11 protein-coding genes are annotated in these 12621 nt (G+C 55.7%); 2 read left to right on the top strand and 9 right to left on the bottom strand.

Going from position 1 to position 12621, the window contains the following annotated elements:
- Positions 1-164 precede the first annotated feature (164 nt).
- Complete coding sequence (locus HA48_RS20835; protein ID WP_128603018.1) at positions 165-1466, top strand: MFS family transporter; 1302 nt, start codon at positions 165-167, stop codon at positions 1464-1466.
- Here HA48_RS20835 and HA48_RS20830 read toward each other — a convergent pair whose 3' ends face one another.
- The 5 genes from HA48_RS20830 to trxC all read right to left on the bottom strand — a co-directional run bounded on the left by HA48_RS20830 (position 1467) and on the right by trxC (position 7200).
- The gene (locus HA48_RS20830; RefSeq protein ID WP_128603017.1) at positions 1467-1787 is read right to left on the bottom strand and encodes a YfiM family lipoprotein; all 321 of its coding nucleotides are present in this window, start codon (positions 1785-1787) and stop codon (positions 1467-1469) included. It abuts the gene before it with no gap.
- Between the two features lie 3 nt (positions 1788-1790).
- Positions 1791-3146, bottom strand: coding sequence for a CDP-diacylglycerol--serine O-phosphatidyltransferase (gene pssA / locus HA48_RS20825; RefSeq protein WP_128603019.1), 1356 nt, complete (start codon positions 3144-3146; stop codon positions 1791-1793).
- A gap of 74 nt (positions 3147-3220) precedes the next feature.
- Positions 3221-5920, bottom strand: coding sequence for a bifunctional acetate--CoA ligase family protein/GNAT family N-acetyltransferase (locus HA48_RS20820; protein ID WP_128603016.1), 2700 nt, complete (start codon positions 5918-5920; stop codon positions 3221-3223).
- 86 nt (positions 5921-6006) lie between these two features.
- Positions 6007-6699, bottom strand: coding sequence for a tRNA-uridine aminocarboxypropyltransferase (locus HA48_RS20815; RefSeq protein ID WP_128603015.1), 693 nt, complete (start codon positions 6697-6699; stop codon positions 6007-6009).
- 81 nt (positions 6700-6780) lie between these two features.
- Positions 6781-7200 carry a thioredoxin TrxC gene (gene trxC, locus HA48_RS20810; RefSeq protein ID WP_128603014.1) on the bottom strand — a complete coding sequence of 140 codons (420 nt, stop codon included), beginning with the start codon at positions 7198-7200 and terminating at the stop codon, positions 6781-6783.
- Between the two features lie 155 nt (positions 7201-7355).
- Between trxC and HA48_RS20805 the strand changes: the two genes are divergently transcribed.
- Positions 7356-8471, top strand: coding sequence for a tRNA/rRNA methyltransferase (locus HA48_RS20805; RefSeq protein WP_128603013.1), 1116 nt, complete (start codon positions 7356-7358; stop codon positions 8469-8471).
- A 38-nt stretch (positions 8472-8509) separates the two neighbouring features.
- Here the strand turns inward: HA48_RS20805 and emrB are convergent, their stop codons facing one another.
- The 4 genes from emrB to HA48_RS20785 all read right to left on the bottom strand — a co-directional run.
- Positions 8510-10045 (bottom strand): multidrug efflux MFS transporter permease subunit EmrB, encoded by a 1536-nt coding sequence (gene emrB, locus HA48_RS20800; RefSeq protein ID WP_128603012.1) that lies wholly within the window; start codon positions 10043-10045, stop codon positions 8510-8512.
- Positions 10046-10062: 17 nt separating this feature from the next.
- Complete coding sequence (gene emrA, locus HA48_RS20795; RefSeq protein ID WP_128603011.1) at positions 10063-11235, bottom strand: multidrug efflux MFS transporter periplasmic adaptor subunit EmrA; 1173 nt, start codon at positions 11233-11235, stop codon at positions 10063-10065.
- Positions 11236-11384: 149 nt separating this feature from the next.
- Entirely contained in the window at positions 11385-11915 is a 531-nt protein-coding gene (gene mprA / locus HA48_RS20790) for a transcriptional repressor MprA (RefSeq protein WP_128603010.1), read from the bottom strand.
- A gap of 314 nt (positions 11916-12229) precedes the next feature.
- A partial coding sequence (locus HA48_RS20785; protein ID WP_128603009.1) for an MFS transporter occupies positions 12230-12621 on the bottom strand: 392 nt, incomplete at its 5' end.

The raw sequence follows: 12621 nt of genomic DNA, 5'->3' as shown, positions 1-12621 counted from the left end.
TCTGCAGATCGCACACAACTGATAAAAATAAGCCACATTTCACGTTAAAACCCTTTCCGCATCACATTTTATCATCCAGGATTCAAGACAATTCCCCCACAGCATCACCAGATGCTTTACTCATTGCCTTAGCATTTATTGGTCGCAAGGAAATGAGGACAACTATGAGTTCACCAGAACAAAAAACACTGCAACCTGAGTCAGCAGCAGTAAGTAAACAGCGAATCTGGGCGATTGTGGGTGCATCTTCCGGGAATCTGGTTGAATGGTTCGACTTCTACGTCTATTCATTCTTCTCCCTCTATTTCGCTCACGTGTTTTTCCCCACCGGCGATACCACAACGCAGTTATTACAAACCGCAGGAGTGTTTGCGGCTGGTTTCCTGATGCGACCCATAGGCGGCTGGCTATTTGGTTATATTGCCGATCACCACGGCCGTAAAAATTCTATGCTGATTTCGGTATGCATGATGTGCCTGGGTTCGCTGGTTATTGCCTGTCTGCCGGGATACGGCGAGATTGGCATCGCGGCACCGATAGTGCTGCTACTGGCGCGTATGTTTCAGGGGTTATCCGTGGGCGGTGAATATGGCACCAGTGCGACTTACATGAGCGAAGTGGCGCTGGAAGGGCGGAAAGGTTTCTACGCTTCATTTCAGTATGTCACGCTTATTGGCGGGCAACTGCTGGCTGTGCTTACGGTTGTCGTGCTGCAGCAAATTCTCAGCGATGAAGCGCTACGCAGTTGGGGATGGCGCATCCCGTTCTTCCTCGGCGCGGTACTGGCTGTGGTGGCGCTGTGGCTGCGCCGTTCGCTTAATGAAACGTCTGAGAAAAAGCATCGGAACCATCGTGATGCCGGCAGTGTGATCGGCCTGCTGCGCAACCACTCACGTGCATTTCTAATGGTTCTGGGTTTTACGGCTGGCGGCTCACTGAGCTTCTATACCTTCACCACTTACATGCAAAAGTATTTGGTAAACAGTGCCGGAATGGATGCACGGAGTGCCAGTGCCTTAATGACCGGGGCATTACTGGTATTCATGCTGATTCAGCCCGTCATTGGCGCGTTATCAGATAAGATCGGTCGTCGCGCCTCCATGATGATATTTGGTGCGGGCGCCGCAATATGTACCGTACCTGTTTTACTGTTACTGCAACATGTTCAAAGTAACTGGCTGGTCTTTGCCCTGGTCATGCTGGCGCTGGTTATCACCAGCTTCTATACCGCCATCAGCGGCATTCTGAAAGCCGAGATGTTTCCGCCGGAGGTACGTGCGCTGGGGGTAGGGCTGTCCTATGCGGTCGCAAATGCTATTTTCGGTGGCTCTGCTGAGTACGTCGCGCTATTGCTGAAGCGGGAAGGGGTTGAAACCAGTTTCTTTTGGTATGTATCGGCCATGGGAGCGCTGGCATTTCTGGTCTCGCTGCTGCTGCACCGTAAAGGCAAAGGCATTGCGCTATAACTACTGACTCAAATTCCACAAGGCGATGCCGCTGGCCGCGCCAGCAACATCCCAGCTAAGGTCTTTCCAGCTCCAGCCGCTTCCCGCAGGGCGGCTGTCATAAAGTTCTTTGCCAGCGCCAAAAGAGAGGGAAAAGATAAAACCGAAGCGCAGATTTTGCCCACGCTCCTGGTGCTGATGCCGGGATATTTCACTGCCTGCAGCAGCCAGCACGGCAGATGAGAAGAAGTGTTCCGCTTTATCTTTGCCGGTCCAGCGATCCTGCGCCACATGCGCACATCCGCTACACAGTAAAACCGCACAGAGGATAAGCGCGCGCATCAGCTACAGTAATCGGCTGATCAAACGATCGATACGAATCCGGCGCAAGCGGCGAATAAGTTTACGCACTTTTGCCGGATAGTCGGAGATACTCTCCAGCTCACGGAAATGCTGAACCACTGTGGTGTGCTGGCGAATCAGCGCCAGCTCTTTATCACGCTGTTCAGCCAGCTGATTCAGGGGATCGTGAATCAGAACCGCATTTTCCAAATCCAGGCGCCAGGCGCGTGGGTTAAGGTTATTACCGGTAATCATCATCCACTCGTCATCCACCCAGATACCTTTAAGGTGGTAACTATTTTCACCGTCTTTCCATAGGCGCACCGTCAGCTGGCCGTTATTGACGTAATACTGTAAACGGCTGAGAAAACGACGCAGGTTAATCTCATACAGGTAGGGCAGTGCACCAATAATCTTGAACGGCTGGTCGGGCGGAATGTAAAAATCGTTCGCGGTTTTATCACCCACGATGATCTCCACCTCTTTGCCCTGGCGCAGCAGCTGAATCAGGTTACGTACCAGGATGGCAGGCATGTTGAAATAGGGCGTGCAGAGTGTCAGTTTACGCTCTGCGCACGGCATCAGATGGTAGATGGTTTTATTCAGCAGGCTACGTTTGCCCAGGCCCACCAGAGGCGTAACCGCCAGCGACTCATTACCGGCATCGCCGGTGAACTGGTAGTTGAAGCTGCGTAGCTCCTGACGGAACTGGCGCGTTTCGTTTTTGATCTCCGGGCTGGAAGGACGCTCCGACCGATCAAGGCGATTCACGGCTTCTGACTGCTTAAGATTTTCACAAATCCACTGATACATGGTGTCGGCCAGCTGCGGATTGCGGATCAGCTGATAGCGGTCATAGCGGTATTTGTCATGCTGATGCAGGTAGACATCATTCAGGCTGGCACCGCTGTACAGCAGCGTATCGTCGATGATAAAGCCTTTCAGGTGCAGCACACCCAGCGCTTCCCGCGTATTAACCGGAATACCGTAAACCGGAATGGCGATATCCGGATGCCGGGTAGCCATTTCACAATACCAGTCGGCATTCGTCAGGCCGCGCGCCGCACCAATACGGCCACGTTGCGCACGATGCCAGTCGACCAGAATACTGATATCCAGTTCCGGACGTGCCTGGCGTGCTGCATACAGCGCCTGCAAAATACCGCGCCCGCCATCATCATTCTCCAGATAGAGCGCAGCAATACAGATACGTTTTTCCGCCGCCGCAATTTTTGCCAGCAGGGTTTCACGGAACTCGGCAGCCGAATAGAGCGTGGTCATATCTGACACGGATTGTGACAGTTTAGGCAGCTGTGCGAGGTGTTGTTGGTGTTTATTGCGTTTAAATTTAGACAACATCACAGTGCACTTCTTCTCTGTTCATTGCATGGCCTTTTGCCATCAAATCATGATCCTAACGGTAAATAATAACATCAACCGGCCTGATAAGGAGGATTTTTACCTTTCTCTACAGGTAAGTCAGGTATGTCTGCTAACGGTAAATTCAGGCTGACAATCCCATCATCCAGTTGAATATTCACCCGAAAGTTGAGCTTTCGCGCCAGCGTAATCATGCCGGTGTTATGCGGCATGGTGATACCGTTCAATTGTTGCAGTCCATGATCGCGGGTATAGCGAATCATCTTCTCCAGCAGGCGTCTGCCCATGCCTAATCCTTTCAGATCCGAGCGTACCAGAACCGAGAACTCGGCATCGATGTTGTCAGCATCCGAAATGGCGCGCGTAACGCCGATGATCTCATCGGCTCCATCGCATTGGCGCACGGCGACAATTGCCATCTCACGGTCATAATCGATTTGCGTCATGTTGGCTAAATCGTCATGGGTAAATTCGCTGATCTCACTGAAGTAACGATAGTAGAGATCTTCTTTAGTGACCTGTGCAATGAATGCACGCAGCTGCGGTTCATCTTCCGGCAGAATTGGCCGGAACAGACAGTGCTGCCCATCTTTCAGCTCAACCTGCTCTTCAAGATGGTGCGGGTAGGGGCGAATTGCCAGCCGTGCCTCGTTATCACCGCTGAAAGGCGCGAGCTGCAGCGTTACGTCCAGCAGGGTAAACTCACTGGCTGAAGCCAGCAGGGGGTGAATATCCAGCCGCTGGATCTCCGGGCAATCCACCACCAGGTTTGATACCTGAACCAGCAGCTGACTCAACCCGGCAATATCCAGCGGGCGCAGTGCGCTGCGGCTGCGAACTTTGCCGCTTTTCATTGCCTGAATCACCAGATAGCGCGCCAGCGTCATATTCAGCGGCGGAAGCGCGACGGCCGCCTGCTTATCTGGCTGCCACTCTACACCACCTTCACCCAGCATGATGACCGGGCCGAACAGTGGGTCCTGTTCCACCACAACACGCAGCTCCTGCGCACCGGCGCGGTTGGCCATGCTTTGTACCAGCAGGCCATCAATATGCGCCTGCGGATGTGTTTCGCGCACGCGATCAATGATTGCCTCGGCTGCCTGCTCCACTTCAGCGGCGCTGCGCAGATAAAGCATGACACCCTGCACGTCAGACTTATGCGGAATATCGGGCGAACGCAATTTAAGCGCCACCGGATAACCAATCTGATCGGCGATGCGTACCGCTTCGCCACTGTTGCCGGCAATCCATGTGGGCAGCGTTGCCAGGCCGTACGTCTGCAGGATGGGTTGAACTTCATGCGTATCAAGCGTGGTAATCCCGCGATCCAGCGCCTGCTGCAGCAGCAGGTGCGCCTGCGCGCTGTTCTGCGTCAGACCCGGTGGCAGCGCCGGCGTTTCTCGTAGCTGCTTCTGATTGCGGCGATATTCAACCTGGTGCATAAACGCTGTCACGGTACCTTCCGGCGTGCGCCAGGTGGGAATACCGGCCTGGGTAAAAGCACGGCGCGCCGCCTGGGAGGAGGATTCACCGCACCAGTTCGTTAAAATCGTGACCTGTTTACCGCGCGGATGGCGGGCGATGGCAGCAATGATCTGTTCAGCTGTTTCCGTGGCGGGCGAGACGGCGCTGGGCGAATGGATAATCATCAGCGCATCCAGCTCGTGGCTATCAAGCAGGCGTTCGATACAGGCGACATACAGCGCAGGCGTGGCACCATCTTTAAGATCAAGCGGATTACCGCGGCCGATGCCTTCCGGCAGCAGCGCGCTCAATGCCTGCAGCGTCTCTTCGCCAGGTGTGGCCAGTTTGCCGTTACGCGCATACAGCTCATCCAGCGCCAGCGCGGCCGGGGCCGCACCGTTACTGATTATCATCAAACGGTCGCCGCGCAGCGGACGCATATGGCTGAGCGACTCTACTGCGGAGAACAGTTCATGCGTGTCCTGTACGCGCAGCAAGCCGGCGCGCTGTATCGCCGCGTCCCATGCGGCATCCAGCCCGCTTTCAGTGCCAATCATCGCCTGCGCCTGATGGCTGCGGCCGCTTTTGATCACCAGAATAGGTTTGTTACGTGATGCGCTACGTGAGGCGGAAACAAAGCGGCGTGCATCGCTGAGATGCTCAAGATAAAGCAGAATAGCGCTGGTTTTACCATCGCGCGCAAGGAAATCCAGCAGGTCATCCACATCAATATCCAGGCTATCGCCCAGGGCAATAAACCATGAAAATCCAAGATTACGCTGCTGCGCCCAGTCGAGAATCGTGTTGGATACCGCCGCCGATTGCGAAATAAACGCGATTCGCCCTTTGGCGATCGGCACCGGTGAGAAGCTGGCATTCAGCCCCTGCCAGGGCGCCAGCAGCCCAAGACTATTTGGCCCAAGCAGACGAATTTGCCACTGACTGGCGCACGCTTTCAGCTCGTCCAGCTGGCTGGCGGGCGCAGAGAGGATGATGCAGGCTTTACAGCCTTTCTCACCCAGCTGTTGCAGCAGCGTGAGGTTGCGTTTGGCATGGGTACAGATAATGGCGAGATCGGGGGCAAAGGGCAGGCTGGCAATATCCGGCCAGGCGAGTACGCCATTCACCGCGCGATATTGCGGCGTAACCGGCAATACCGGCCCGCCAAAGCCGCCGGCCAGCAGGTTGCGCATCATAAAGTAACCGGCACGTCCCGGCTTTACCGATGCGCCAATCACCGCAATTGATTTTGGTCGTAATAGCGCTTCCAGTCCACGTTGGCTCATCATCCGCTCCTGATCTCGGGATTGGCATGATTGTAAACGCTTTTGCGCCACTTGCCGATTCGGCGATCTCAGGCTGCGAGCCAGCTTCAGAATTCTGGTGGTTGCGCGTGCACAGGATGATGCGGTTTACCGGCCAGATACGCCTGGCGAAAATGGGTAAAGTGCTGTTGCAGCGCGGCGGCGGCAGGCAGATCGCCCGCCTGCTCCAGCAGTGCGGCAGCGACTTCTGCAGTACAGTGCTGCCCTTCGCCGTGCGCTTCACGCAGCGTATAGCGCGAAGGGGTAGTAACGTTCAGCGACATCACCGGAAAGCTGTCCAGCCAGGGACTTTTACGAAACATCTTACGCGCTTCGCTCCAGGTACCGTCGAGCATAATAAAGAGCGGCGGCTTACCGCTGCGCGGTGGCGCGGTCAGCACTTCACGATCGGCATCGGCGTAGGATGCCGGGAAAACGACGAGCGGTTGATAATCAGCGGTCTTAACGGCTGCCAGCAAAGCAGCATCCGGTTCGGTACGTGACCAGCCAAACGCCAGCGTATCCGGCAGGATATCGGCGATCAGACGCCCGGTATTGCTGGGCTTCATCGGTTCAGATTCAAACATCACCAGGCAAAAGCGGCTGCGCGCCTGCTGCGGCTGTAGCGTCGCACACAGGCAGTTTTTCTGCGGCAGCAGGCAGCGCTGGCAGCGCAAGACGCGGTTACCGCGGGCCAGGAACGGGCGCGTGGCGCGCGCTAAACGTTGCGCACGTAAGCGCAGGACGGCATTTTCAGACATAATTTCGCGGGCAGGAAAAAACGTCAGTGTAATAGATAGAAGGGCAAAAACAAGGCCAGCTTTGGGCTGGCCTGGAGGGTATTACAGCGACTCGTCAAGCCACTCATTAAACGGCGCTTTCGGCATGGCACCGTTTAGCATGTCAACCATCTCACCCTTCTTAAACAGCATGATGGTCGGGATACTGCGGATGCGGAAGCGTGAGCTCAAGGCCGGTTCCGCTTCGGTGTTAACTTTAATGAAGCGCACTTTACCGCGGCGTTCATCAGCCACCTCTTTAAACACCGGCGCGAAGTTAACGCATGGGCCACACCATGGCGCCCAGAAATCGATCACTACCGGTAAATCATCCTGCAGATATTTATCCAGCGTTGCGGCGGTGGCGTTTGCCACTTCGCCCGTAAACAGCTCGTCGCCGCAGCGACCACACTTGGCTCCATCGGCAATGCGCTCAGCGGGAACGCGGTTAGTTGCCTGACAGGAGGCACATACAGTATTCATCGTCACCTCAAACCGGACCTGAAATCTTATGATTGCCAAACATTATGAAAAGGTTGGATGCTATGCTCAATCTGGATTGCCCAATAGGTTCAATAGTTGATAGCTAAGCGCCGACACATCAGGTAATCTTCGCGCTCTCAATGCTGGAGGAACAGATGAACGACGAATTTAAAGGCAAAAGCGGCAAGGTAAAAGTGATGTATGTACGTGATGAGGAGGCTGGTCAGAAGCCGAATCCTCGTACCGGCAAAGGCGGCCGTCCTGCTGCGCGCCAGGAAGATACTCGTCGATCTGGCCCTCGCAGCGCACGTAATAATGAAGAGGGTAGCCGTGGCCGCAGCAGCCGCAGTGATGACGCCGGTCGCCCGCGTACGCCGCGCAGCGGAGGTGAAGATCGTGGCCGTCGCAACGATCGTGACGATCGCGGCTTCAGCGATTCGCCGTGGCGCACCGTTTCCCGTCCGCCGGTCGCGGCGGACGATACCCTGCATGAAGAGGGCGCCAGCAGCAAGCCGGTGATTGATCCGGAGCAGATTCGCCGTCAGCGTCAGGAAGAGACGCGCGTCTACGGTGAGAATGCGTGCCAGGCGCTGTTCCAGAGCCGCCCGGAGAGCATTGTCCGCGCCTGGTTTGTACAGAGCGTGACGCCGCGTTTCCGTGAAACCCTGCGCTGGCTGGCCGCCAATCGCAAAGCTTATCACGTGGTAGAAGACGCAGAGCTGGCTAAAGCCTCCGGCACCGAACATCACGGCGGCGTGTGCTTCATCATTAAAAAGCGTATGGGAATGGCCGTTTCCGAATGGCTGAAGCAGGCAGAGAGCAAAGACTGCGTGCTGGCGCTGGAAGATGTCAGTAATCCGCACAACCTCGGCGGCATTATGCGCAGCTGCGCGCACTTTGGCGTCAAAGGCCTGCTGGTCAACGATGCTTCACTGCTGGAGTCAGGCGCCGCCGTGCGTACCGCTGAAGGCGGCGCAGAGCATGTGCAGGCGATCAGCGGTGAGAGCTTTGCTGACGGCCTGGAAGCCTTCCGCAAGGCCGGTTACACCATCGTCACCACCTCCAGCCATGCCGGTACGCCGCTGGCGCAAGCAGAGCTGCCAGCCAAAATGGTGCTGGTACTGGGTCAGGAGCGTGAAGGCCTGTCCGACAGTGCTTTCCAGCAGGGTGATATCAGCTTGTCGATTGGCGGCACGGGCAACGTAGAGAGCCTTAACGTCTCCGTGGCAACCGGTATCCTGCTCGCCGAGTGGTGGCGTCAGAACGCATAAAAAAACGGGCCGCACAGGCCCGTTTCTCTTTATGGCGATTAATGCGCGCCACCGCCGCCACCGCCCGCGCCAAAGGGCGGTCGTGCAAACCACACCAGAACCAGCAGTATGAGAAATACCCCCGCCGACGCCCAGAAGATCTCATTCGCTGAGATAATCAGGCCCTGATTAGTAATTTGCTGTGCAATGTAAGCCGACGCCTGTTGCTGCGTCATGCCCAGGCTTTGCAGCTGATCGTACATCTGTTGTGAATTAACGTTGTAAGGCGTAATCGATTCACTCAGGTAGCTATGGTGCATCGACTCCCGGTTAGTCCACATGGTGGTGGTGATTGAAGTACCAATGGAACCCGCCAGCGTACGCACAAAGTTCGACAGGCTGGAGGCCGCCGCCAGGCGTTCAGGAGGTAAACCAGAGAGCGTAATGGTGGTCAGCGGCATAAAGAAGCAGGCCACGGCGAAACCCTGAATAAACTGTGGCCACGCTGAGGCACCAAAATCCATGCCCGGCTCAAACGTATAGGCGCGCCAGTAAAAGCAGACGGCATACATAATAAAGCTGAACGTCACCAGCCGGCGCATATCGAGCTTATGGGCGAAACGGCCGATAATTGGTGACAGGATGACCGGAATGATCCCCACCGGCGCAGACGCCAGCCCCGCCCAGGTTGCGGTATAACCGTAGACCTCCTGCAGCAACTGCGGCAGTAAGACAATCGAGCCGAAATAGAGCATGTACGCCAGGCTGATCGAGAGACAGCCGATAGTAAAATTGCGCATCTTAAACAGCGACAAATCGACAATCGGGTGCTTATCGGTCAGCTCCCACACCAGCAGCACCGCCAGCGCGACCACGGCGACCACCGTCAGCACGATAATCTCCGTTGAGCTAAACCAGTCGAGCTCTTTCCCGCGGTCCAGCATCACCTGCAGCGATCCAATCCCCACCACCAGCAGCACCAGGCCGACCATATCGATGGGACGGATTTCGGTTTTAGTCTCCCGTCCGCGCAGGGTCTGCAGCGTCAGCATGACCACTACCGCGCCAATCGGCACGTTAATGAAGAAGATCCAGCCCCAGTGATAATTATCGCTGATCCAGCCGCCCAGGATCGGGCCGCAAATCGGCGCCACGATCACCGTCATCGCCCACAGCGAGAGCGCAATACTGCGTTTAGCCGGCGGATAGTTGCTCAGCAGCAGACTCTGGGAGAGCGGAATCAGCGGACCAGCCACCACGCCCTGCAGGACGCGGAAGAAGATCAGCATCTCCAGGCTTTCAGACATGCCGCAGGCCCAGGAGGCGAGGGCGAACAGAACCGTTGCCCAGGTGAAGAGCTTTACTTCGCCGACGCGTTTTGCCAGCCAGCCGGTAATCGGAATCGAGATGGCATTGGCCACCCCGAAGGAGGTGATCACCCAGGTGCCCTGGGAGTTTGATGCCCCCAGGTTACCGGCAATAGTTGGAATCGCCACGTTGGCGATGGTGGAGTCCAGTACCTGCATGAACGTCGCCAGCGACAGGGCGATGGTCATCAGGACTAACGGCGCACCCTCAAGCGGTTTTTGTGCCATAACAGCCTCCGGCGAAGTTAGCCCGCGTTGGCACGAACGATGTCAGTAATCAGCTGATTCACCGGCGCAAGGTCGATTGCCAGGGCGTTGCTTTCATAAGCCGCCTGCGGCCGTACGTTACTGGCCAGCACCGCACCCTCTTTGTTCTGCGTATCCACTTTCACCAGCGTTGAGAGGCCAATACGCAGTGGATGTTGCGCCACCTGCTGCGGATCCAGCTCAATACGTACCGGCAGACGCTGCACTACCTTAATCCAGTTGCCGGTGGCGTTCTGAGCCGGCAGCAGTGAGAAGGCGCTGCCGGTGCCCATATCCAGCCCGACGACTTTACCGTGATACTCAATATCATCACCGTAGATATCGCTGATGACCGTGGCAGGCTGACCGATGCGTACTCCCGCCAGCTGCGTCTCTTTGAAGTTAGCGTCCACCCACAGATTGGTGGCAGGAACAACCGCCAGCAGCGGCGTGCTGGTGGAGATTTGCGAGCCAACCTGCACGCTACGGCGCGACACATAGCCGTCCATCGGGCTGCGGATATCGGTGCGCTGCAGTGCCAGCCAGGCATCACGCAGTTCGGCGGCGCTCTGTTTTACCGCCGGCTGGTTCGCCAAATCGGTATTGAGGATCACAGCCTGATTGGCGTTGTACTGCTGCACGGCGACGTCGAGCTGTGCTTTCGCGGTGGCGACAGCATCGCGGGCGTGCTGCAGCTCTTCACGACCAATCAGGTTAGAGGCGCCCAGCGGCTCACGGCGTTTCAGGTCCGATTCGGCCTGGTCCAGCGCAGTCTGCTGCAGCTTAATGGTGGCCTGATACTGCTTGCTATTGATCATCAGCTGATGCGTCTGGCGCACGCTGGTAGCCAGTGCGGTCTGCGCTTTTTCAAACGCCTGCTGTGCATCCGTTTTATCCAGCGACACCAGCACGTCGCCTTTTTTCACATAGTCGGTGTCATCGAACCACACTGTATTTACGCTGCCGGAAACCTGTGCCATCACCTGCACCTGGTTACCTGCCACATAGGCATCGTCAGTCTCCTGATAGTGGCGCAGCACCAGATACCAGTAAGCCAGATAGGCAATACCAATCACGATAAACACGATAGCCAGCAGGATCAGCGCCGTTTTGCGCTTATTCTTTTTATTCGCTGGCTGTTGCGGGCTTTGAGCTTCCGCTGTCGCACTCATGTTGTTCTCCACGTTTTCCATTTAGTCGGGATGCGCTGTTCCATCAACGCGGTTTCCCGAGTCGAAAAAGCCAGCGCCTGGGGCGCTGGCCGGATAAAAGGGAATTAAAATAGCGATTTCGGAGGGTGATTGTGTCGCACTTCTTGCTATTAGCGGGACAGGGAAGCGATAACCTGATCTTCGTCCATTTTATCAAGACGGTTAAGCAGCTTGCGGGTGATCGCTTCCAGCTGCTCCTGCTCGGTTGCCGACAGGGATGACCACAAATACTGCAGGCTCTGATGCTGCGGTGGCAGCAGCTGACGTAAGAATTCGTTACCTTTTTCGGTCAGATGCAGATGCAGGCAGCGGCGATCGTTATCGCTCTCACGGCGCTCAATCCAGCCACGCTTTTCCAGCTCATCAGCGATGCGGGTAGCATTGGTGCGCGAAGAGCCCAGCGCCGAGCTTAATTCTGAAGGTTGAATGCTCTGATTTTCCTGGGCATCCAGCGTAATCAGCGCCATGAATAAGGTTTCGTTAATTCCCTGCGCCTTCAACATTTTGTTGCGATTATCCAGCAGCTTACCCTGCATATGCATGCACAGACGGGTCAGGATGATCTCCTGCAGCGGAAAATCTTTGTGGCGATTAGCACGGATGTTTAGCATCTGCTCAATGGGAGTAAACGAACTTTCCATTTAAAAAACCTCTTAGTTGCAACAAATATAGTAATGAGGGTGACAGATAAAGCGTAGTCATATTTTCCGCCTGTGATTGTTCGCACGATCACACTGTCAGCACCTGGCAATCCAGGTCAATCCTTAACCCAGGGCGCTGCGCCCGGACCCGCCGTTCTGCAGGCAAAACAGCCGGCGCTTCAATTCGCTCGGGAAAATCTTTCAACAGCAGAATAATTTCGCGAGAAAAAATAACTCTGGTGAATAACTGTGTGGCTAACCATAACAAACCCAATCATCAATGAACAGTATCACTCATGGATTAACGGGCATCTTTACGAATTCTGAACACTTTCAAAATGCGCATTGCGCCACCAAATCAATATGTTAAGTGAAGTAGCCAGCACGCCAGCACCACAAACGCCGTACCAGCCAAAATGATGGAATGCGTTCGCTGAGATAATCGATCCTGCTGCACCACCGATAAAATAGCTGGTCATGTAGCCGGAGGTCAGACGATTACGCGCTTCGGGCATATTGCGGTAAATCACACTTTGATTAGTGATATGCACGCCCTGTACGGCCAAATCCAGCAGTAAAATACCGATAATCAATGCCGTAAGGCTGTGCGCACCGAGCGCAGTAATGCCCCAGGAGGCCAGCATGATCAGCAGTCCCACGCTGGTGGTAAGCCTGGCTTTGCCCTTATCCGCCAGCCCGCCCGCCT

Source organism: Pantoea wallisii (assembly GCF_002095485.1).
In the GTDB taxonomy this organism is placed as follows: Bacteria; Pseudomonadota; Gammaproteobacteria; order Enterobacterales; family Enterobacteriaceae; genus Pantoea; species Pantoea wallisii.
This window is presented reverse-complemented; position numbering and strand designations above follow the sequence as displayed.